The 21,817-nt window shown below is 63.5% G+C and carries 20 protein-coding genes, 1 tRNA gene and 4 pseudogenes; 13 read left to right on the plus strand and 12 right to left on the minus strand.

The features are described from left to right. Window positions 1-118 (plus strand): annotated as a pseudogene (locus F7R02_RS20730) (IS5-like element ISCARN85 family transposase); the annotation flags it as partial. Window positions 119-127: 9 nt separating this feature from the next. Here the strand turns inward: F7R02_RS20730 and hutI are convergent. After that, window positions 128-988 (minus strand): annotated as a pseudogene (gene hutI / locus F7R02_RS20735) (imidazolonepropionase); the annotation flags it as partial. Window positions 989-1,048: 60 nt separating this feature from the next. Here hutI and F7R02_RS20740 point away from each other — a divergent pair. From F7R02_RS20740 to hutC, 3 genes and pseudogenes are all read left to right on the plus strand, one after another. Continuing rightward, on the plus strand, window positions 1,049-2,419 hold the full coding sequence (locus F7R02_RS20740) for a formimidoylglutamate deiminase (RefSeq protein ID WP_139370979.1): 1,371 nt from the start codon (window positions 1,049-1,051) through the stop codon (window positions 2,417-2,419). 59 nt (window positions 2,420-2,478) lie between these two features. Continuing rightward, window positions 2,479-2,705, plus strand: a pseudogene (locus tag F7R02_RS27010) (hypothetical protein). Between the two features lie 28 nt (window positions 2,706-2,733). Next, window positions 2,734-3,471, plus strand: a complete 738-nt coding sequence (gene hutC / locus F7R02_RS20750; RefSeq protein WP_015472283.1) for a histidine utilization transcriptional repressor HutC — start codon at window positions 2,734-2,736, stop codon at window positions 3,469-3,471. 183 nt (window positions 3,472-3,654) lie between these two features. Here the strand turns inward: hutC and F7R02_RS20755 are convergent, their stop codons facing one another. The 3 genes from F7R02_RS20755 to F7R02_RS20765 all read right to left on the minus strand — a co-directional run bounded on the left by F7R02_RS20755 (window position 3,655) and on the right by F7R02_RS20765 (window position 6,167). Continuing rightward, window positions 3,655-4,641 (minus strand): restriction endonuclease, encoded by a 987-nt coding sequence (locus tag F7R02_RS20755; protein WP_033482520.1) that lies wholly within the window; start codon window positions 4,639-4,641, stop codon window positions 3,655-3,657. Between the two features lie 524 nt (window positions 4,642-5,165). Continuing rightward, window positions 5,166-5,729, minus strand: coding sequence for a phasin family protein (locus tag F7R02_RS20760; protein ID WP_078590065.1), 564 nt, complete (start codon window positions 5,727-5,729; stop codon window positions 5,166-5,168). A 162-nt stretch (window positions 5,730-5,891) separates the two neighbouring features. Then, window positions 5,892-6,167, minus strand: a complete 276-nt coding sequence (locus F7R02_RS20765; RefSeq protein WP_003485815.1) for a polyhydroxyalkanoic acid system family protein — start codon at window positions 6,165-6,167, stop codon at window positions 5,892-5,894. Between the two features lie 213 nt (window positions 6,168-6,380). Here F7R02_RS20765 and F7R02_RS20770 point away from each other — a divergent pair, with 213 nt between their 5' ends. Then, window positions 6,381-7,190 (plus strand): FHA domain-containing protein, encoded by an 810-nt coding sequence (locus F7R02_RS20770; protein ID WP_059028906.1) that lies wholly within the window; start codon window positions 6,381-6,383, stop codon window positions 7,188-7,190. On the opposite strand, the gene msrQ is transcribed toward F7R02_RS20770, so the two are convergent. Beyond that, on the minus strand, window positions 7,132-7,788 hold the full coding sequence (msrQ, locus tag F7R02_RS20775; RefSeq protein ID WP_078590064.1) for a protein-methionine-sulfoxide reductase heme-binding subunit MsrQ: 657 nt from the start codon (window positions 7,786-7,788) through the stop codon (window positions 7,132-7,134). The genes F7R02_RS20770 and msrQ overlap by 59 nt on opposite strands. 125 nt (window positions 7,789-7,913) lie before the next feature. Further along, window positions 7,914-8,879 carry a protein-methionine-sulfoxide reductase catalytic subunit MsrP gene (gene msrP, locus F7R02_RS20780; protein WP_078589983.1) on the minus strand — a complete coding sequence of 322 codons (966 nt, stop codon included), beginning with the start codon at window positions 8,877-8,879 and terminating at the stop codon, window positions 7,914-7,916. Between the two features lie 176 nt (window positions 8,880-9,055). Here msrP and serC point away from each other — a divergent pair, with 176 nt between their 5' ends. From serC to aroA, 3 genes are all read left to right on the plus strand, one after another. Then, window positions 9,056-10,141 carry a 3-phosphoserine/phosphohydroxythreonine transaminase gene (gene serC, locus F7R02_RS20785; protein ID WP_078589982.1) on the plus strand — a complete coding sequence of 362 codons (1,086 nt, stop codon included), beginning with the start codon at window positions 9,056-9,058 and terminating at the stop codon, window positions 10,139-10,141. 82 nt (window positions 10,142-10,223) lie between these two features. Next, a complete protein-coding gene (gene pheA, locus F7R02_RS20790; RefSeq protein WP_003485797.1) occupies window positions 10,224-11,432 on the plus strand; it encodes a prephenate dehydratase in 1,209 nt (402 codons plus the stop codon). Between the two features lie 122 nt (window positions 11,433-11,554). Further along, window positions 11,555-12,877, plus strand: a complete 1,323-nt coding sequence (gene aroA / locus F7R02_RS20795; RefSeq protein WP_078589981.1) for a 3-phosphoshikimate 1-carboxyvinyltransferase — start codon at window positions 11,555-11,557, stop codon at window positions 12,875-12,877. A 114-nt stretch (window positions 12,878-12,991) separates the two neighbouring features. On the opposite strand, the gene F7R02_RS20800 is transcribed toward aroA, so the two are convergent. Next, window positions 12,992-13,459 (minus strand): energy transducer TonB, encoded by a 468-nt coding sequence (locus tag F7R02_RS20800; RefSeq protein ID WP_016850382.1) that lies wholly within the window; start codon window positions 13,457-13,459, stop codon window positions 12,992-12,994. A gap of 355 nt (window positions 13,460-13,814) precedes the next feature. Next, entirely contained in the window at window positions 13,815-14,477 is a 663-nt protein-coding gene (locus tag F7R02_RS20805; protein ID WP_167521079.1) for an energy transducer TonB, read from the minus strand. A gap of 111 nt (window positions 14,478-14,588) precedes the next feature. Here F7R02_RS20805 and serS point away from each other — a divergent pair, with 111 nt between their 5' ends. Beyond that, a complete protein-coding gene (gene serS, locus F7R02_RS20810; protein WP_078566828.1) occupies window positions 14,589-15,869 on the plus strand; it encodes a serine--tRNA ligase in 1,281 nt (426 codons plus the stop codon). A 320-nt stretch (window positions 15,870-16,189) separates the two neighbouring features. Here serS and F7R02_RS20815 read toward each other — a convergent pair whose 3' ends face one another. Next, window positions 16,190-16,771, minus strand: a complete 582-nt coding sequence (locus F7R02_RS20815; RefSeq protein WP_078589929.1) for an FMN-dependent NADH-azoreductase — start codon at window positions 16,769-16,771, stop codon at window positions 16,190-16,192. Between the two features lie 100 nt (window positions 16,772-16,871). Here F7R02_RS20815 and F7R02_RS20820 point away from each other — a divergent pair, with 100 nt between their 5' ends. The 4 genes from F7R02_RS20820 (at window position 16,872) to F7R02_RS20835 (ending at window position 20,478) form a co-directional block, all read left to right on the plus strand. After that, on the plus strand, window positions 16,872-17,888 hold the full coding sequence (locus F7R02_RS20820) for a LysR family transcriptional regulator (RefSeq protein WP_003485786.1): 1,017 nt from the start codon (window positions 16,872-16,874) through the stop codon (window positions 17,886-17,888). 366 nt (window positions 17,889-18,254) lie between these two features. Then, window positions 18,255-18,344: transfer RNA gene (locus tag F7R02_RS20825), tRNA-Ser, on the plus strand. 88 nt (window positions 18,345-18,432) lie between these two features. Beyond that, entirely contained in the window at window positions 18,433-19,953 is a 1,521-nt protein-coding gene (locus tag F7R02_RS20830; RefSeq protein ID WP_078589930.1) for a site-specific integrase, read from the plus strand. A 129-nt stretch (window positions 19,954-20,082) separates the two neighbouring features. Beyond that, window positions 20,083-20,478: an H-NS histone family protein gene (locus tag F7R02_RS20835; RefSeq protein ID WP_078589931.1), complete on the plus strand. Its 396-nt coding sequence runs from the start codon at window positions 20,083-20,085 to the stop codon at window positions 20,476-20,478. A 165-nt stretch (window positions 20,479-20,643) separates the two neighbouring features. Here F7R02_RS20835 and F7R02_RS20840 read toward each other — a convergent pair whose 3' ends face one another. The 3 genes and pseudogenes from F7R02_RS20840 to F7R02_RS26695 all read right to left on the minus strand — a co-directional run. Then, a complete protein-coding gene (locus F7R02_RS20840) occupies window positions 20,644-20,889 on the minus strand; it encodes a hypothetical protein (protein WP_139370951.1) in 246 nt (81 codons plus the stop codon). A 9-nt stretch (window positions 20,890-20,898) separates the two neighbouring features. Then, on the minus strand, window positions 20,899-21,591 hold the full coding sequence (locus F7R02_RS20845; RefSeq protein ID WP_139370952.1) for a chymotrypsin family serine protease: 693 nt from the start codon (window positions 21,589-21,591) through the stop codon (window positions 20,899-20,901). 16 nt (window positions 21,592-21,607) lie between these two features. Beyond that, window positions 21,608-21,817 (minus strand): annotated as a pseudogene (locus F7R02_RS26695) (hypothetical protein); the annotation flags it as partial.

The following is a 21,817-nucleotide window of genomic DNA, read 5'->3' on the forward strand; positions in this document are numbered from 1 at the left end:
ACTGTTCCGTCGCTTGAAAGGCTACCGCCGGATTTTCTCGCGCTTCGAGAAGCTGGATGTCATGTTCCTTGGATTCCTCAGCTTCGTCCTAGTCGTTGATGGGCTTCGGATGTGTTAACAGGCCCTAGAACGCGCCTGGCAACAGCACTGCCACCGTGCCGGCAGCGGCCATCGCCGCAACGCCGTGCTGGTCCAGGTACTCGATGTGATCGGCCGACAACGCGCCGTAGCGTGCGGCCAGTTCGGCGCCGTGCTGGTTGCTCAATTGTTCGGCGTGGATCTTGATGCGCAAACCATGCGCTTGCGCCGCGATGAAGACCTGTTCGGCCTGCGCCTGCGAGAACGCCAGATGCTCGCAGAACACGTCCACCGCCTCGGCAAGCCCTTGCGCGGCGATCGCCGGAATCATCTGCGTGCAGACCTGGTCGATGTAGGGCTGCGCCTGCTCGCCAGGCGGCACGGCATGCGCGCCCAAGAAGGTCGGCACCACTTCCACCTTGCGCTGCGCGCCGAGCTGGCGCGCCACGCGCAGCTGCTTGATTTCATCGTCCAGCGCGAGCCCGTAGCCGGACTTGATTTCCAGCGTGGTCACACCTTCGGCCAGCATCGCATCCAGGCGCGGCAGGCTGGCGGCCAGCAATGCCGCATCGTCGGCGGCGCGGGTGGCGCGCACCGTGGCCACGATGCCGCCGCCGGCTGCGGCGATGTCGGCATAGCTGGCGCCGCGCAGGCGTTGCTCGAACTCGTTGGCCCGATTGCCGGCGTACACCAGGTGCGTGTGGCAATCGATCAGGCCGGGGCTGATCCAGCGACGCTGGCAGTCGTGCGCAGTGTCGGGCTGCAGTGCGGGCGCCTGTGCGGCCGCGCCGGCGTAGACGATATGGCCGTGCCGGCAGGCGACGATGCCATCGTCCACGATGCCCAGGCCGCCAGCGGCCGCATCCAGGGTCATCAGTTGCGCGTTGTGCCACAGAACGTCGCAATGCATGGCGCAGGCTCGTGGTGTCTGGTATGTATATACAATAGATTCGGCGATCGAGGGTGTCCATTGGCAGACCAACAGATGCAGGTGTTCTGGGCCGCCCGGGCATTGTTGCCCGACGGCTGGGCGAGCGGCGTGCGGATCGCACTAGCGCAGGGCCGTATCGGCGCGGTGCAGGTCGATGCGCCTGCTGCCCCCACCGACACGCGTTGCGAGGTATTGCTGCCAGGCCTGGGCAACCTGCATAGCCATGCCTTTCAGCGCGGCATGGCGGGGTTGACCGAAGTGAGTGGGCGCAGCGGCGACAGCTTCTGGAGCTGGCGCGAGCTGATGTACCGCTTCGTCGACCGGCTCGACCCGGACAGCCTGCAGGCGATCGCCGAGCAGGCCTATGTGGAAATGCTCGAAAGCGGCTTCACCCGGGTCGGCGAATTCCATTACCTGCACCACGCGGCGAGCGGTGCGCGGTATGCGCAGGCCGGCGAAATGTCCGAGCGCATTGCCGCCGCTGCCGCCAACACCGGTATCGGGCTCAGCTTGTTGCCGGTGTTCTATGCGCACTCGGATTTCGGTGGTGCTGCCCCCAGCCCGGCGCAACGCCGTCTGATCCACGACATCGACGGCTTCGCGCGCTTGCTGGACGACTGCAGACACAGCCTGAAAGCGCTGCCGAACGCAGTGCTCGGGCTGGCGCCGCACAGCCTGCGCGCGGTCACTCCGCAGCAACTGGCAGCGCTGGTGCCGCTTACCGATGGCCCCATTCATCTGCATATCGCCGAGCAACAGCGTGAAGTGGACGCCTGCCTGGCCTGGTCCAAGCAGCGCCCGGTGCAGTGGCTGCTGGCCAACGCGCCGGTGGATGCGCGCTGGTGCCTGGTGCACGCCACGCATGTGGATGCACGCGAACTGCAGGCGATTGTCACCAGCGGCGCGGTGGTCGGGCTGTGCCCGATCACCGAGGCGAACCTGGGCGATGGCATGTTCCCGATGCAGGCCTTTGCTGCTGCGGGCGGGCGTTTTGGAGTGGGTTCGGATTCGAATGTGCTGATCGATGCGGCCGAAGAACTGCGCCTGCTCGAGTACGGCCAGCGCCTGACGCTGCAGGCGCGCAATGTCCTGGCGCAGGGGCCTGTCTCGAGCGGGCGCTGGCTCTACGATCAGGCTGGCATGGGTGCTGCGCAGGCGCTGGGCCTCGCGCAGACCGGCATCCGTGCCGGCGCAGCGGCCGATCTGATCGAACTGGACGCGGCGCATCCGGCCCTGCTGGCGCGCAGCGACGACGCCTTGCTGGACAGCTGGCTGTTTGCCGCGCGTGGCACCGCGGTGCGCAACGTCTGGCGCGGCGGGCGCTGGGTGGTGCGCAACGGGCAGCATGTCGACCGCGCCCGTATCGCCATACGGTTTGCCGCGGTGTTGCGCAGCCTGCTGGGCCAGTGACATTGGCCATCGCACGATGAAAGAGTGGCCAGGTGGATGCCCAACGGCGCGCAGAAGTCGTGGTGTACGCTTTACACCTGCCGATGACGGGCCCCGGCCGCAACCGCCAGTGGCTGCGCCTGAGCCGCTTCAAACGGATGCGCGCGCAGTGCTGCTCCAGGAGCCGCTGCAGAGGCAGCAGCGTCGGCGGTGCAGGTGCACCAGTGCCCTCGTCCATGCAGCGTGCATGGTGCATGCCGCAACGTGCTGCTGGCGCACGCTGCCGACCATGTGGCATGCCGATTGAATAGCCGCTCTTTCCGGAGACCCGCGCGTTGAACGCCATCACCACCATCGTGCCTGGCACCTTGCATCAGCGCATCCGCCAGGATCTGGAACAACGCATCCATAGCGGCGACTGGCCGCCCGGGCACCGCGTGCCGCCCGAGCATGAGTTGATGGCGCAGTACGGCTGCTCGCGCATGACCGTGAACAAGGTGCTCGGCTTGCTGGCCGATGCCGGCATGATCGAACGCCGCCGCCGTACCGGTTCATTCGTGGCACGGCAGCACCCGCATCTGGAACAGGTGGCGCTTTCGATCCCGGACATCGAAGTGGAAATGACCACGCGCGGCCATGCGTACCGGTTCTCTTTGTTGTCGCGGCAGCTGCGCAACGTGCGGCAGCGCGTGCCGCAGGAACGTGCGCTGGGCAGCACCGGCAAGGTGCTGGAATTGCAGAGCGTGCACCTGGCCGACGGCCGCCCGTTTGCGCTGGAGCACCGCGTGATCGATATCGCCACCGTGCCCGACGCATTGGACCAGCCGTTCACGGAGGTGGCGCCGGGCAGCTGGTTATTGCGCAACGTGCCATGGACGCGCGCCGAGCACCGCATCAGCGCTGCCAGTGCCGATGCCGCGCAGGCCGAGCAGCTCCAGGCGGACGATGGCGCGGCCTGCCTGGTGATCGACCGCCACACCTGGCGCGGCGACCTGCCGGTCACCTACGTGCGCCAGATGTTTCTAGGCGGGTCGTACGATCTGGTGGCGCGGTTCGCGCCGGGGCTGCGTTGAGGTGATGTCGGCAAGCGACGGATGCGCTACCGCAGCGCTCAAGTCGCCGGGGATTGTTGGCTGCACGGTGATCGGCCGTGTTGAAGTCGCACGCCAAGATGGCGGCGACTGCGCTTCACGATCAGGTGCCCAGCTGAGCAGGCCAAGCCGCACGGCACGATGACAGCCGCCAACGCCCCAGGATCAGATCGTGCTGCACTGACGCCAGCGCACCGGCTCGGCGGTGCCCGGGCGCGGGTTGAGCTGCACGCGCACCGTGCGCAGGTAGGGATAGCGTTCCAGCTCGCGGCAAATCAGCGGCCATGCCGCGCTGTCTTCCACCGTCCGGTCCACGACCAGGGTCGCCTGGGTCAGCCAGATGCCGCGCACCAGCCCCGGTGTCTGCGCCAGCGCCTTGGAGACCTCGCGCTGATAGCCCTGGATGGTGGCCGCATCCGGTTCTGCGCCTGGTGCCGGCACTGCCGCGGGCGCCGCAGTGGGTGACGGCCCCGGCTGGGCGGGACTGGCGGAAGGCCTAGCCGCAGCAATCACGCGAGCCGGCGCGGGAACAGGCGAAGACACCGCAGTGCGCGGTGCAGCCGGCGGGCGCAGCGTCAGCACCGCCATGACTGCCAGCGTCGCCAGCGCGGCACCGGCGATGATGCTGTGGCGGATCGCGCGGCGGCGCGCCGCACCGACCACGCCGGCTTCCACGTCGCCAGGCAGATAAGGTTTGAGCAGCGGCCACAGACGCACACCGTCCAGGACTTCGATCGATTGTTTCTCCGCGGCGGCGATACCTTCGCGCTCCATGCGGCCTTCGGTCACCATCACGCCGCCGTTGGCGCCAGCCAGCCGCGCCATCGCGCCGAGCTCGTTCACTGCCGCCACGCCGATGCGATAACCGCGCCCGTGCTTGCAGGCCACCAGCCGGGTGCCATGCTCGGTCTGCATCATGAAATCGGCAGTGGGCAGGCCGTCCTGCGGCAACTGCGTGGGCTGCCATCCGCGTTGATCCTGCAGAACGCGCAGCACCACGGCGGAAAAATCGCGCCAGTGCATGATGGCTAGCGCACGTACGCCTTCATGCACTTCATTGGCGCGTCGTCGCACCAGCCAAAGATAGGCAGACACGGCCAGCCAGAGCAGCAGTGCAGCCAAGGGCGCCAGAATCCAGGAAGGCATGAGCATCAGGCAATGGCGCGTATAACGAATCGTGCGTGTAGAAGAATCCTTCGCGAAAGATTCGTCAATGGATCGTGCGCGGCGATATCGCGAGCCGTGATCCAGATAGCGAAAGACCCGCCAGTCCGAAGCCGTGAGGGGAGGGGAGCAAACGGACTTCGTAACGCAGGACTGGCGGGTCGTTCCCGATTGTCTGAAAAATCATGTTGCTTTGCAACATCGGGAGGTAGGGCTGTGTCAAAGCGCTAAGGTCCTGATTCCAAAGGCTATGCGGATCTGACTCGCCTCCTGGCTTCACGTCGAACCATCGCCAATGCCGGGCTGCCGCTTCAACAAGCGCACCACGCAGGGCAATTGCCCGCACCAGGTCAGGTGCGCAGCCGGTGACACTGCTTGAGGTGCCTGGGGGCGACCACGCCGGCACGCCTGTCGAAGCGTAGTCTGCGGACCTGCGCCGGCGATGATTTTCCCACCGTCCTGGGCGACAACCGCGCCGTCCCATGACAGCGCGGTTGCGTTCACCGTTGCTCTTATTCCGGGTCGAACGCACCGGGGTTGCTGGACGACGATGCCGCCCCGGCGCCCGCGCCGCCAGCACCGGTCGTCGTCTCGCTGGCAGCCTGCGCCGCCTGGGTGGCGGTGCGGTTGGCGCGCTTGGTGGCCGCCGTGTTTGCGCGGACCTGGGCCTTCAGCGACTCGACCTCGCGCCGCAGGTTGTCCAATTCTTCCTGCTCGGGAATGTTGAGCGTGCGCAGGACACCCTTCACGCGTTCGTCGAAGGCCTTGCCCAGTTTGTCCCAGCCGCGTACCGCAGTATCGCGGGCCTGCTCGAACTGGGTTTCCACCTCTTCGCGCAACTCATCTACGCTCTCGGCCGCCCTGCGCTGACCGGTGCGTTCATAGGCGGCGCCTTCGCGTACCAGCGAGTCGAACAGCTTGCTGCCTTCGTTCTGCACGCGCCCGAGCGCGCCCAGGCCAGCAAGCCACACGGTCTGAGCCGATTCGCCAAGCCGGCGCGAGATCTGTTCCGCCTGCGCCTGGAAGCCCTGGGCCGCGTTGCCGCGGTTACCGTCGTGATCGTATCCGGTCGTCATGCGATGCTCCTGTAGGTTGCCAACGTGACATTGCGTTCACCCTAGTGCCGACCCTGCATCGGGCAGGTGAAGCAGTGCCCGATCAGGCGGACTGGAAGCATCTACGCGCACGCGCCCGAGCAGGTGACTTGAGGCTGAAGGAACGCAGCGCCAACGGCACGATCAGGCGAGTTTTTCGGCCAGCAGGCGCCGGATTTCCGATTCCACCATCGGCTGGACGGCCGATAGCAAAAAGCCGAGCTCGGCGGTGACGTGCACTTGCTGCGGCAGCAGCGCGATCGCCCCGTCCACGCCGGCACGTGCGATACGCAAGGTGTCGCCTTCCCAATGCGAGGCGACGCCGTAGCGATCGGTCAGCTTGCGCGCCGCCTCGTCGATGGCCGCGCGGGCCTGGGCCGGCGTCAAGGAATGGTCGTGGCGGATATCGATGTTGGACATGGGTGCGATGGGTCAGGCGAAAAGTGAGGGCGCATTGTGCGCATGCGCGGGCCAGGCTCCAAGTGCGGCCACGCGTGGCGTCGCTGTCGATGTCAGACATGCGGGTCTGCGAGCTGCCGCCGCGGCGCCTGCTCAGCCGACGGCAGCGCGCCAGCACGCTCCGATCACTCCTGGATGGCCGCGCATGGGGGCAAACCTGCTAGGCTGCGGCGGGTGCGCGACCTGCAAGTTCACTTCACCCACCGGCAGCAGCCGGATCATTCCCTCAAGCCCGGCGTCCACCGGATCGTCCGTCATGCCTCCGGCAGCGTGCGGGTGGTCGGCGATGCGCAGGGCGCATTGCTGTTGGCGCAGTTCTGCCTGGACCAACGCGGCCTGTGGCTGCAGGTCGCCAACGGAATCCGCGGTATCCACGTCAATGGGCGCCCGGTGCGCCGCATGGCGCTGCTGCGTGCGGGCGATGCGATTTATGCCGATGGCGTGGAAATGCTGTTGCGCAGTGCCCCGTCCAGTGCGCCGGCCAACGATACCCAAGACGACACGGCCAGCCTCGGCGAGGTCTGCCTGCTGTTGCGCGGCATCGGCGGGCGTCATCACGGTCGCAGTTTCACCCTGGATCGCGCGCGTCTGGTCGGCAGCGATGCCGCCGCCGATATCGTCATCGACGACCCGGCATTCGCGGCGCAGCATGCGCGCCTGGAACGGCACGGCGACCGTGTGCTGATCCGTGATCTGGGTTCGGAAGAGGGGAGCTGGATCAATGGCGTCCAGGTGCGCGACGGCTGGCTGCAGGCGGGCGATCAGGTCGTCTTCGATGCGCGCCACCGCTTCGTGGTGGAAGTGCCGCGGACGCACCACAGCACCACCTGGGATCTGCCCGATACCGAACCCCTGCCGCCGCCGCGCGCCGTTGCAGAGCCGACGCGCGCACCGGTGAAGGTGGCACGCTGGCCCTGGTTGCTGCTCAGTGCGGTGTTGCTGGCGGCGGCGTTGAGCGCCTTGCTGTGGTTCGGCGCGCGCTGAGTTTTTTCCAGACGCGCCAGCCCAGCAACACCGCAAGAATGCCGGCGTACAAGGCCGGCTCGCGGATATCGGATTTCACCAGCCACCAGAAATGCAGCACTGCCAGCAGGCCGATCGGGTAGATCAGCATGTGCAGGCGGCCCCAGTTGCGCTTGAGCCGACGCATCCACCCCTGGGTAGAGGTGATCGCCAGCGGCATCAGCAACAACCACGCCGCAAACCCCACCGTGATGTAGGGGCGTTTGAGGATCTCCTCGAAAATCTGCGTCCAGAAGCCGCGCAGGTCCAGCGTGAGGTAAGCCGCCAGGTGCACGGTGGCGTAGAAGAACGCGTACAGGCCCAGCATGCGGCGGAAGCGGATCACCACTGCCTGCCCGGTGAGTTGGCGCAACGGCGTGATCGCCAGCGTGATCAGCAACAGACGCAGCGCCCACAGCCCGGTGCGGTGTTCGATCTCGGCCACCGGGTCGGCGCCCAGCGCATCGCTGCCGCTTTGCCACACCTGCCAGAATTGCCAGCCGAGCAGGGCGATCGGCGCCAGCGCCGCGGCATGCACCAGCGTCTTGGCAGCGATCACGGACGTGGATGTCTTGGCCATGCGAACTCGAAGAAGGAAACGATGCTGAAGCGTAGGAGCGCACCCGGGCGCGACTGGCATGACCGATAAAGCCAGTCGCGCCCGGGTGCGCTCCTACGCCGGGTCGATGTCAGAGTGTGTGTTGCCTAGAACCACTTCTTCAGATCCATGCCCGCATACAACGAAGCGACCTGATCGGCATACCCGTTGAAGGGCTTTGTCGCGATGCGTTCGGCAAACAGCTTGCTGGCGGTGCCGGCGATGCGGCGTTCGGTCTTCTGGCTCCAGCGCGGGTGGTCCACCGCTGGATTGACGTTGGAAAAGAAGCCGTATTCGGAAGGTTGCAGATCGTGCCAGGCGGTCTCGGGCATTTTTTCGACGAAACGGATTTCCACGATCGATTTGATGCTCTTGAAGCCGTACTTCCACGGCACCACCAGCCGCAGCGGCGCGCCGTTCTGCTGCGGCAGCGGCTTGCCGTACAGGCCGGTGGCCAGCAGGGTCAGCGGATGCATCGCCTCGTCGATGCGCAAGCCTTCGCGATATGGCCAGTTGATCGAACGGTAGTGCACGCCCGGCATCTGTTGCGGGTCGGCCAGGGTGGTGAATGCCACGTACTTCGCCTTGGAGGTCGGCGCGAAGCGCTTGAGTACCTCGCCCAGCGGCACGCCCGTCCACGGGATCACCATCGACCAGCCTTCCACGCACCGCAGCCGGTAGATGCGTTCTTCCGACGCGATGCCCTTGAGCAGTTCGTCCAGCGACAGGCTGCCGGGCTTCTCGCATTCGCCGCCCACCTTCACCGTCCAAGGCGACAGCTTCAAGGTCTTGGCCGCCTTGGACGGATCGGTTTTGTCGGTACCGAACTCGTAGAAGTTGTTGTAGCTGGTGACGTCTTCCAGCCGGGTCAGTTCCTCGGCTGTGCGAAACCCGCTGCGCGCCTGCGCCGGCGTCACCACGGTCTTGGGCGGCGGCGGGTCGGCCTCGGCGCACCCGGCCACGCCCAGCGCGGGGGTCAAGGCAAACAACTGCAGCAGCCGGCGACGGTCGCGGTAAACGGACTCATCGGTGATCTCGCTGGACGGCAAGTTCAAAGCATCGCGAAACGACATGGCAGGCTCCGGCAGTGGCTGCAGCGGTAAGAGTAACGAACCAGGACACAAGTTCGCCTTGGCGCATCGCTACGTTACGTCAGGCTCAGTCAAAAGGATGCAGCTGCAACTTTTTTGTCCGCTGCCAAGCCCGATGCGCTGCGGCATACTAGAAGGCTAGCTCGACAAGGTATGCCATGACACGCGCGTTCAATTTCAGTGCCGGCCCTGCGACATTGCCGGAATCGGTCCTGCGCCAGGCGCAGGCAGAGATGGTCGAGTGGAACGGCGTTGGCGCCTCGATCGTGGAAATCAGCCACCGCAGCGCCGATTTCATGGCGGTGGCCGCTGCCGCCGAAGCCGATCTGCGCAGTTTGTTGTCGATTCCCGACGACTATGCGGTGCTGTTCACCGCCGGTGGCGCCACCACCATCCAGGCGCTGCTGCCGCTGAATTTCGCCGCGCCCGGCCAGGCGGCCGACTACGTGATCACCGGGCATTGGGGCAAGACCGCGATCAAGCAGGCGGCCACATATGTGGATGCGCGCATCGCCGCCGACGCGCAGGCCGATGGCTTCGTCGACATTCCCGCTGCGGCCAGCTGGACCTTGTCGCCGCATTCGGCCTACGTGCACATCACCGCCAACGAAACCATCCATGGCGTCGAATTTCGCGACACGCCGGACGTGGGCACGCTGCCGTTGTTTGCCGACTTCAGTTCGTCGATCGCCTCCGAGCCGCTGGATATTTCGCGCTACGGCCTGATCTACGCCGGCGCACAGAAGAATCTTGGTCCGGTCGGCATTTCGGTGGTGATCGTGCGGCGCGATCTGCTGGAACGTGCCGGGCAACCGCGTGCGGACATCTTCAATTACGCCTCGCATGTCGCGCGCGATTCGATGCTCAACACCCCGCCGACCTGGAACTGGTATCTGCTCGGGCTGACCGTGAAGTGGATGCTGGAGCAGGGCGGAGTGCAGGAGTTTGCGCGCCGCAATGCAGAGAAGGCCGCGCTGGTGTACGGCGCCATCGATGGTTCCGGCGGCTTCTATCGCAACCTGATCAAACCGGCAGTGCGTTCGCGCATGAACATCCCGTTCTTTCTGCCGGACGAGCGGCTGGATGCGCTGTTCGGCAGCGAATCCAAGGCAGCCGGGCTGCTCGCGTTGAAGGGTCACAAGGCAGTCGGTGGCATTCGGGCGTCGCTGTACAACGCGATGCCGGTGGCGGGCGCGCAAGCGCTGGCCGCGTTCATGCACGACTTCCAGCAGCGTCACGGCTGAGTCTTCATCTACCTGCGGCGTCTGCCGCGCAGGCGCATGCGCTGCCAGCGCACATGCGCCGCCATTTTAGGAATGCCCAGCAATGGCCCCCAAGTCCAACAAGCCCACGGCCGCCACAGGCGGCAACAAAAAGCCGACCAAGACAGCGACGAGTGCTTCAGCCGGCAAGCCTGCAAACACGCCGGCTGAAAAGGCCGCGATCAAGACCGCCGCGCCGGTGCTGGCCGATGTGCGTGCCAAGATCGACGAGATCGACCGCAATATCCAGGCGCTGATTGCCGAGCGCGCCAACTTCGCGCATCAGGTCGGCAAGGCCAAGGGCAAGCTTGCGGCGGCGGTGGATTACTACCGCCCCGAGCGCGAGGCGCAGGTGCTGCGCATGGTGGTAGACCGCAACGAAGGCCCGCTCAGCGACGAAGTGCTGGTGCACGTCTACCGCGAAATCATGTCGGCGTGCCTGGCTCAGCAGGAGCCGCTGAAGATCGGTTATCTCGGCCCGGAAGGTACCTTCAGCCAGCAGGCGGTGCTCAAGCATTTCGGCCGCTCGGCGGTGGGCTTGCCGATGGCGACCATCGAAGAAGTGTTCCAGGAAGTGGAAGCCGGCAATGCCGACTTCGGCGTGGTGCCGGTGGAAAATTCGGGGCAGGGCACCATCCAGGTCACCCTGGACATGTTCCTGACCTCCAACCTGAAAATCTGCGGCGAAGTCGAGCTGCGGGTGCATCAGTACCTGCTTTCGCGCAACGGCCGGCTGGAAGATATCGAACGCATCTACGCGCATTCGCAGTCGTTCGCGCAGACCGCGGGTTGGTTGCGCTCGCATTTGCCCAAGGTGGAAAAGATCGCAGTGTCCAGCAACGCCGAAGGCGCACGCCGCGCACGCAATGCTGAAGATGCCGCGGCCATCGGCGGCGAAAGCGCAGCGCATGTGTATGGCTTGAAGAAAGTCATCATGAAGTCGATCGAGGACGACGACGACAACACCACGCGCTTCTTGGTGATCGGGCGGCAGATCTTTCCTTCGTCCGGGCACGACCGCACGTCGGTGCTGGTGTTCATCCACGACAAGCCGGGTGCGTTGTTCGACGTGCTCAGCCCATTCGCACGCCACGGCATCAGCATGAACCGCATCGAATCGCGGCCCTCGCATCAGGCCAAGTGGGAATACGGCTTCTTCATCGATCTGATCGGCCATGTCGAAGACGATGCGATGAAGCAGGCGCTGGCCGAACTGAAAGCGCACTCGGCACAGATCAAGGTGCTGGGTTCGTATCCGGTGGCCATTCCCTGAGCATCGAGGTTCGGTACGACAATCCATGCCGACGCGCCGCGGCCTTGTATTGACGGCGACGCCGCACCCTTCTTCAAGCGCATCGTCGGCGTTGGCGATGCCGCAGCCATCGGATCACATGCATGAGCAGCAGTACGCACCACTGGATTGCCCGACGCGGCACCGCACTGCAGGGCAGCCTGGCCATTCCTGGCGACAAGTCGGTTTCGCACCGCGCGGTCATGTTCGCCGCGCTCGCCGACGGCGTTTCGCAGATCGATGGGTTTCTTGAAGGCGAGGACACGCGCTCTACCGCCGCCATTTTCGCCAAGCTGGGCGTGCGCATCGAAACGCCGTCGGCGTCGCAGCGCATCGTGCACGGTGTGGGTGTAGATGGTCTGCAGCCGCCGACCGAGGTGCTGGATTGCGGCAATGCCGGCACCGGAATGCGTCTGCTGGCCGGCCTGTTGGCTGCGCAGCGCTTCGACAGCGTATTGGTGGGCGATGCGTCGTTATCCAAGCGGCCGATGCGGCGCGTGACCGGCCCGCTGGCGCAGATGGGCGCGCGGATCGAGACGCAGGACGACGGCACGCCGCCACTGCACGTACGCGGTGGGCAGGCGCTGCACGGCATCGATTTCGTCTCGCCGGTTGCCAGCGCGCAGGTCAAGTCTGCGGTGCTGCTGGCCGGTCTCTATGCGCAGGGCGAGACTTCGGTGACCGAGCCGCATCCCACCCGCGACTACACCGAGCGCATGCTGTCGGCGTTCGGCGTGGAGATCGATTTTTCGCCTGGCAAGGCCCGTCTGCGCGGTGGACAGCGTCTGCGCGCGACCGATATCGCGGTACCTGCGGATTTTTCGTCGGCTGCGTTCTTCATCGTCGCGGCCAGCGTCGTTCCCGGCTCGGAAGTGGTGCTGCGCGCGGTCGGATTGAATCCGCGCCGCACCGGGCTGCTGGCCGCGTTGCGCCTGATGGGCGCAGATATTGGCGAAGAAAACCATGCCGAACACGGCGGTGAGCCGGTCGCCGATCTGCACGTGCGTTACGCGCCATTGCGCGGTGCGCAGATTCCCGAGGCGCTGGTGCCGGACATGATCGACGAATTCCCGGCCTTGTTCGTGGCTGCCGCTGCAGCGAGCGGGCAGACCGTGGTGACCGGCGCCGCCGAATTGCGCGTCAAGGAGTCCGATCGCTTGGCGGCGATGGCCGCCGGCCTGCGCACGCTTGGCATACAGGTCGACGAAACGCCGGATGGTGCGACCATCCATGGCGGCAGCATCGGCAGCGGCGTGATCGAAAGTCATGGCGACCATCGCATTGCCATGGCGTTCGCCATTGCCGGCCAGCTATCCATGGGTCAGGTGCAGGTGACCGACGTGGCGAATGTGGCGACCTCGTTCCCGGGCTTCGACACCCTGGCACAGGACGTCGGATTCGGGCTGGAAACTGCCGGGCATCGGTAACGCGTCTATTCTCCGCCGAGTGGCTTGGCAGGGTCTGCCAGCGAGTCAGGAGGCAAACGACGGCCGCGACATCTCCACCGTTGAGGGCAAAAAGCCGCAGCGCTAAGCAAGTCCTCACCGCTGCGCGGTGAATTCCACCGGCACCTGCACGCTGCTCACCACTGCGTGGCCGTCGCGCGTGGCGGGCTCGAAGCGCCACCGACGCAAGCTCTCCATCACCGCTGCATCCAGCCGCGGGTCGTCACTCCCGCTCCGCTCGACGATGGTCACATCGCTCACCCGGCCCTGTACATCCAGTTGCAGACGTGCGGTGCGGCTGCCCTGGATGCCGGCACGCGCCACGGCGGCGGGGTAGCTCGGCATTGCGTTGCCCGGGAGCGGCTTGGCTTCTACGCTGCTGATCGCTGGGCGAGCAGGCTGGTGCGCCACCATCGTCATCGCGCGCGGGCCATCGGTCGTTGGCAGGATCTGCCGACTTTCCACCGGCAGCGGCCGCGTATCGGGAGCGAATGACTCATCGCTGTGGCGTGCCCACCACCAGCTGGGCACCACGACGAGCAGCGCCACCAACGTTGCCCACATCCAGGGGGACGCGCCGTCGCTCGCCACGTTCTGTTGCCGCTCTTGGGGGCGCCGGCCGTGTCGCGGCAACGACGATGGATGAGTGGATGAAGGATTCGAAGTGACGGACATGGCCGGCCTCCTGCGCATCTGGGGATGACGGGACCAGTCTGGTTGGCGATACCTGAGGGAGAGCTAAGGCAGCCGGTAGAGGAAGCGCTAGAGCTTGCCGGATGTTCAGCTTAGTCAAGCTGACATTGCGGCGCGGTTAAACAATATGGCGCTTCCGGCTGCGGGGCGTTCACAGAGCCTGCCACCTCAGGCCTGGATACGCGCAACGCAGTGACAAGGATCAGCTGCGAAGGGTTAGCTGCGCTTACTGCGCCGGCTTGAACTCGAATGGGATGTCCATGCTGCCAGCGACCGGCTGACCATTGCGCTGCGCCGGGTGGAAGCGCCAGTGCCGCACCGCTTCCATGGCCGCACGGTCCAGATCGCGCGAGCCGCTGCGCTGCACCAGGGTCACGCCACCGGGATTGCCGGCGGCATCCACGTCGACCCGCACCACCACATCGCCGGCATCGCCGCGACGCAGCGCAGCGGGCGGGTAGCGGGGCGGCGGCATCTGGCCCTGGATCGGTACCGGGCGATCTCCGCCAGCCACCGACGCGTTGACCGGCACGGCGCTGCCAGCGGCACCTGGCACCGCATTTTCCGGCAGCGGCGTCGGAGCGGGTGGGGCCGGTGGTGCGGTGTCCACCAGGGTGGGGGTTTCGGCTGGCGGCTTGGCCTGCGGCATGTCGCTGGCACCGTCCTGGGCGGGCAACGGTGCCGGCAGCGGCGCAATGGTGTCGTCGGTCTGCGCGCCTGCGGTCGGCTGCGCCGGCGAGGCCTTATAGAAGTCGTCCTTGCGGCCGGTGGCCCAGACCAGCAGGAACAATAGCAGGCCGGCAGCGAAGGCGATGCCGGCGATTTTCAGCGTGTGGCGGGGCAGACGCAGAACGATAGGGCGATCGGACGCGGGACGGGGCGCGGGCATAGGACTCACCTGAAGAATCGTCGCAATTCTGGCATAGCCGTAGTGAATCGATCGCAGCAGGTGACGGAACAGGCGATAATCTCGCGCTATTCCACTGACGCACATATTCCGATGCTAGATCCGGCCCTGCTTCGCCAACACCCCGCCGACCTTGCCGAGCGCCTGCGCAGCACGCGCGGTTTCTCCCTGGACACTGCGGAACTGGAGTCGCTGGAGAGCGAGCGCAAGCGTATCCAGGTGCGCACGCAGGAACTGCAGAGCCAGCGCAATTCCAAATCCAAGGCGATCGGGCAGGCCAAGGCCAAGGGCGAAGACGTGGCCGCGCTGATGGCCGAAGTGGCCGGGTTCGGCGATGAGCTCAAGGCGTCCGAAGACGCGCTGGATGCGATTCGCGCCAAGCTCGAAGGCATCGCGCTTGGCCTGCCCAATCTGCCGGCCGAGGGTGTGCCGCTTGGCAAGGACGAGAGCGAGAACCTCGAGCAATCGCGTTGGGGTACGCCGCGTCAGTTCAATTTCGCCGTCAAGGACCATGTGGAACTCGGTGCGCCGCACGGCTGGCTGGATGGCGAAACGGCAGCCAAATTGTCGGGTGCGCGGTTCACCGTGCTGCGTGGTCCGGTCGCGCGTCTGCACCGTGCGCTGGCGCAGTTCATGCTGGACCTGCATGTGGGCGAACACGGTTACGAAGAAACCAACGTGCCGCTGCTGGTCAATGCCGATTCGATGCGCGGCACCGGTCAGCTGCCGAAATTCGAAGACGATTTGTTCCAGACCGAAGTAGGCGAGTCGCGCCGTTATCTGATCCCTACCTCCGAAGTGCCGCTGACCAATATCGTGCGCGAGGAGATCGTCGACGCCGAGCGTCTGCCATTGCGCATGACCGCGCATTCGATGTGTTTCCGCGCCGAAGCCGGCAGTGGTGGCCGCGATACGCGCGGCATGATCCGCCAGCACCAGTTCGAAAAGGTGGAGCTGGTGACCGCCTGTGCGCCGGAAGACAGCGATGCCGAGCATCAGCGCATGACGCGTTGCGCCGAAGTGGTGCTGGAACAACTCGGTCTGCCGTATCGCAAGGTGCTGCTGTGCACCGGCGACATGGGGTTTTCCGCGATCAAGACCTACGATCTGGAGGTGTGGTTGCCGTCGCAGAACACCTATCGCGAAATTTCGTCCTGCTCCAATTGCGGCGATTTCCAGGCGCGGCGCATGCAGGCGCGCTGGCGCAACCCGGTCAGCGGCAAGCCGGAGTTGCTGCACACGCTCAACGGCTCGGGCACTGCCGTGGGTCGCGCGATGATCGCGGTTATGGAGAACTACCAGAATGCCGATGGCTCGATCGATGTACCGCAGGTGCTGCGTCCGTACATGGGCGGGATCGAGCGGATCGGCTGAGCGCCGCTAACAGGAGGGCGGCGCCCATCACCAGGCGGCGCGGGCGGTGTTCGGTGCGCATGTCGCGTTCGGGCACTGCGGTTGCCCGGCTAGACCCGCGCCCACCAAACGCGTGCTCGCGACGCTTTGGTAGCCGACAAATGCGAGTGTGGAGTGCAGTCTGCGTGTCTGGCGCACATCGTTTGAGGCGTTTGAGCGCGAGCTCCTTTGCTAGTGGAGATTGACGAAAAAAAACGGGACCAGCGCTGGTCCCGTTTTTCGTTTACGGCATGTCGCCGTCATGACGATCTTTCGATGCGTCGACGCATCACGCCGCACGCTTACGCGCCAACAGCAGCCTCTTCTTCAGACAGCCCGGCCAGCGCCGAGGCCAGCGCATCGGCGCGATGCTGCGGCGAATACGCCACGCCTTCTGCGCGCACGAAGCTGATGTCGTCGATGCCCAGGAAGCCCAATACCTGGCGCAGATACGGCTCCTGAAAATCGTTCGTGGGATCGGCATACAGGCCACCACGCGCGCTGGCAATGATGACGCGCTTGCCGCCGGCCAGGCCTTCCGGACCATTGGCGGTGTACTGGAAGGTGCGCCCGGCGACTGCAATGCGATCGATCCAGGCCTTGAGCGTGGAAGGGATGGCGAAGTTGTACATCGGTGCGCCAATCACGATGACATCGGCCTGCAGGAACTGCTGCATCAACGCTTCGGCGGCCGCGGCCTCTGCCGGATCGGTCTGCGCCAGCGTTTGCGCGGTCAGATGCGGAATCGGGTCGCGGTCGAGGTCGCGATACGACACGTGCACCTCGGGATGGAGCCGGCGCTGCTGCTCCACGACGGCGGCGCTGAGTTCGCGGCTGATGGAATTGGCGCCGAGCGCGCTGGAATCGAGGTGCAGCAGTTTCATGAAGGTGACCTGTGGCAAGCGGCATCGCCGCGGAGGTGTGCAGCCTAGGTCGTTGCTCTATTGGAATAAAGGTGATTAAATATCACTTATCGTTCTATCCATGGATACATGCGCCATGCACGACCTGAATGACCTGTATTACTTCGCGATGGTGGTGGATCACGGCGGCTTTGCCGCTGCCGAGCGTGCGCTGGGCATCCCCAAATCGCGCCTGAGCCGCCGCATCAGCCAGCTCGAGACCGACCTGGGCGTGCGCTTGTTGCAGCGCTCCACGCGTCGTTTCGCGGTGACCGACGTCGGCACCAGCGTGCACCGGCATGCGCAAACCATGCTTGCCGAGGCCCAGGCCGCGCGCGAGGTGGTGGATCGTCTCAGCGCCGAGCCGCGCGGTCTTGTGCGTGTGAGCGTTCCTGTTTCGCTTGCGCAGATCCAGTTGCCCAAGTTGTTGCCGGAATTCCTAGCCAAGTATCCCAAGGTGCGGCTGCAGCTCAATATCAGCAACCGCCGCGTGGATGTCATCAACGAGGGTTACGACATTGCGCTGCGTGTGCGCTCGCGCCTGGACGACGACGGCAGCCTGGTGATGCGCAGCTTCGGCCAGGTGCAGGAACTGCTGGTTGCCAGTCCCAAATATCTGGATCGCGCCGGGCGCCCCAAGGACCCCAGCGAGCTGGCCAACCACACCACCATGAGCACCAGCGAAGACGAAGCGCATCAGCGCTGGGAGCTGCACGGCCCGAACGGCGAAATGCGCCGCGTCGATCTTCAGCCACGCCTGGCCGGCTTCGACTTCCCGCTGCTGCAGTCGATGGCGCGCGACGGCTTCGGCATCACCATGCTGCCGGAAACCGTATGCGCCGAAGCGGTGCGGAGCGGCGAGCTGGAAGTGGTGTTGCCGCACTGGTCGCTGCCGCAGGGCATCTGCCATGCCGTGTTCGCCTCGCGTCGCGGCCTGCTGCCGGCGGTGCGGGTGTTCATCGACTTCCTGGCCGAACACCTGCCCCAGGAAATCGAACGCTCGCGGCTGGATTGCGGCGGCAATTGCGCCGAACTGGCGGAAAAGCTCAAGCGTGCCGCCGGCACGGCGCCGCGCCTGGTGGTGGCCGAAGCGGGCTAAGCGTCCGTGACGAAGCTGGCCAAGGCCTAGGTTGACGGCCGAGGCTGGCCGGCATGTTGTCTGGCAGTCCCCTTGCTGTTCAGCAGTCAGTTCGCTTCAGATGTCCGGCGGGTTGCGTGCTTAGACGCCGTCGGCCGACCACACCGTGTAGCAGCCGAGCGGCATGCGTGGGCAGCACGCTGCGCCGGCCAGCGGCGGCGGTGCCACTGAGCAAAACGCGCCCGGGCATGCGAGAATGCGCGCCCGGGAGCGATCCTGGGAGAGCGGGCCGCACAGGATGTTCGTGCGGCCACAGCCAGGCCACCCGCGCGAGGCGGGTCGCCCGCGTGACATCCGATGCCTTCGGCGGTCACGCGCAGCAGCATCGGAGAGATGGCCGAGCGGTTTAAGGCACCGGTCTTGAAAACCGGCGAAGGGTCAAACCTTCCGTGGGTTCGAATCCCACTCTCTCCGCCAAGTTGGATCTAAGTTGTTGATTTTTAACAATTATTTCCAGCTTGATGAAGGTCTACGGCAGGACACAAATCGGGACACATCTCCCCCGATGCGTATCCCTCATCACCTCACTCGCTCTCCAACGGGTCACTGGGCTTTTCGTCAGCGCGTGCCTGTCGATCTGCAGCGTGTGCTCGACCGAAAGGTCATCAAACGAACCCTCCACACCAGCGAGCTTGCCAGTGCGCGTCTGCGCGCATTGCTGCTTGCCGCAGGCTATGCTCAGGCCTTCGACGTGTTGAGGGATCGACGTGTGGATAAGCTGGGCAAGAAAGACATGGAAGCCTTGGTCGAGCGTCTAGGCCATGGAGCTTCGCTTCGTGAGCTCACCTTGCATCGCACGCAAGCGCCGGATGGCACGATCATTGAGCGCTGGCAGATCGACAACGACGAAGATCTTCGGCTCTTCCGCAAGAGTCAGACCTGGGCCAATGCGGCAGAAGTCGCCGCCATCGGCGCTCTTGACCCTGGTCTTACAGTTCAACCGAAAACTTCTCTGCCGCAGGTGGCCGAGGTCATTGTTTTGTCGAAGGCGCGCGAGACTTGGTTGGCAACCATCAAGAGTCGCACCCTCCCCAAGACCTACACGATCAAGATGGCGGCTGTTGACTCGCTGGTCGCTTTTTTGGGGGCAAAGACCAAGCTCCATACGATCACGCGACCTGATTTGGCTCGCTGGTATCAGCACATGCGGGAGAAGGGTGCTTCGACACCAACACTCACAAACAAGCAAAGCTATGTGGGCGGGAATGGCGGCTTCTTTGATTGGGCGATTGCCTCTGGCTACTACCCCAAAGACGACAACCCCGCATCCGGGCATGTGAGCTACTCCGTGCGAGAGAAGCGTGCCAGGCGCAAGCTTGGGTTCAAAGCCTATGACCGTGAGCAAATCAAAACGATCTTCTCCCCGGTCAACTTCGAACGACTCTCGGCCAATGCCCGATGGGCAGCTTTGATTGGTCTTTATACGGGGGCGCGAGCATCAGAAGTCGGGCAGCTGTTGGTGGCTGATGTGTTCAAAGAGGGCAAGATCCCTTGCATCCGGATTTCGGATGAAGGCGAGCACCAGAAGGTCAAGACCGAAGTGAGTTTGCGCACGGTGCCGCTGCATCCGGATCTTTTGGCCCTAGGTTTTATGGAGTGGGTCGATACCTGTAAGACGGCTGGACACAAGCGACTGTTCCCCCAAGCGAGGGCGGACGCCAAGAATGGAGCCGGCAATTGGATCACCAAGGCGTTCAGTCGCCATCTCGCCCAGATCGGAAAAGAGTGGCCGAAGGCCAAGCGCGGCTTCCATTCACTTCGCAAGTCGGTGATCCAGGAATTGCAAGGAGCTGGGTGTCCTTCGGAGTTGCGCGCGCAGATCGTGGGTCATGAATTGGACAACGAGCACCACGCGACGTATAGCCGTGATTTCACCGTCGCAGAAAAGCTCAACGGCTTGAGCAAGCACTCTCCGGGTTTGAAATCGTTGCACTACGGCTTGAACCTCGAGCTTCTTCGCAAATGCCTTGGTGCAGACGGGGGCATGAAAGCTGTATCGTTTAAGCGTATTCGGCCAGTTCCTTAGGATGTTGCGAAAACATGCTACTAAAGCCAAAGGGTTGAGCTTGCTGACTTGACCAGACACAGCTTTGCTGCGATAAATTTCTCCCGAATAATTTGCTAATCAACCGTCAACCGATTGGAATAGTCCTGAATGACAACCGCGTCTTTGAGTGCCCTTGCCGCTGCCAAGGAAAAATTGGCAGAAGAAATTCGGAAGTTGGAAGAGCAGGAAGCTCAGCTACGCCAGCAGCAATCATCCGAAGCCTATTCGGAGATCGTCAAGCTTCTCGACCAATACGCCGAGCATCTCAGTGCAAAGCAGAAGTCCGAGATTGCGGCTCTGCTGGGCCTTGGGATAGATAAGCCGAAGAAAGCTGCTTCCACAAGGAAAGAAGTGGTGCCCAAGTATTGGCTGCCCCACAACCAAGAGACATGGTCAGGGCGTGGTCGCCCGCCTAAGGCCTTCACCATTTGGCAGGGCAGTGCGTCTTACAAGGAATGGAAAGCCAAGCATCCGGATGAGAAGTTCCCGGCTTTCCCAGGTTGAGTTTTGCAAATGCCAGAGCAAGGGATGCCCGAAAACTTGGGCACTCCTTGCTTGCTTCTATATAATTTCATGTATCGGCTTAGAAAATCGCTAGGCTACGACCAATTGGTTGCCCGCAGCATCGCCTAGACGTTGCGTTGTTTGATTTGTAATTGGGTGGTTCGGCTATTCACTGCGACGAAGTGTGATCGGACCCATGATGTGATAAATAATCGGAACTCCTCTAAATTCTCTCGGTAGCTCTGCAGCAATATTATCCAATAGATTGATTTGAAGTGCATAGCAGTTTTTCTCATTATGCCAGGTTATTCCAACGCCATTAATGCGCGCCAATCTGGAAATTTCTGATTGGGCGATATCTTTCAGCTGCTCAACTCGCTTGATTTGGTCGTTAAGGATATTGCTAATCATGGTGATTTCCTAAATCACTACGTTTAGTGCCTTGAGCACGGTTGTCAAGGGGATCGCATAAGTGATATCGAGCCCTGTATTCAATTCTTCACCGCCCGCAAATAACAGTCCTACTCCTCTGTTTTGCTTGTCATAGATGAGTGAGCCACTATCCCCGCCTGCTGAGAAATTGCCATTAGCAGAATAAGATTCGAAAACATCGCTAAAGCTTGCTACGCCATTATCCCACTCTACTGAAATATTGCCCAGGCCGAATCCTCGGGTTAAGCCGTGTGTTAAGCCAGTAGTTCGGCCATTCTTTGATACATGAATGCCAGGGCCTTGAACTTCCGCCAAGCCTTGAATTGGCTGGCCCGAGGCTAGGATGTTGCCGCTATCTTTGATCGACGGATCAATCTCTGCAATCGCCGCGTCAATATAGTTAACCGAGCCCACGGTAACGGAAATCCAATCTGCAAGGGTCGCAACTCGGTTTTTTCCAGGAACTTTTTCACTTGATCCAGGCTGTATGACAAGACTAGAACTAGATCTGTCGTCCACTAAAACGTGTGAGTTGGACAGCAGGTAACGCTTCGAGCTGTTTGGACGCTTGACGAATAGGCCAATGGTTCCTGAAGTCACATTCTCATTTGATATGCTCGCCCCAATGACCAGGGGTCTTATCAAACCCAAGTTGGCGCTTCGTGGGCTAAGGATACTCATCTGCCGATAATCAACCTCACCCCGACAGCGTGAAGTAATCTGATCGATTATTTCTCTTGCACTGGCGTCCTGTTGTTGATCGCGAACAGCTATTAAATAGTCGTCCCTGAAAAACCCCTGTCAAACCTCCATTGCCATGTTTGCGAGCCGCATAGTGCTTGAGCACGTTGAGGAACGCTCCCGCACCACCTGCAACCAGGCACGCAAAAAGGCGATCCAGCGCAGC

Source organism: Xanthomonas cissicola (assembly GCF_008801575.1).
Lineage (GTDB): Bacteria > Pseudomonadota > Gammaproteobacteria > Xanthomonadales > Xanthomonadaceae > Xanthomonas > Xanthomonas cissicola.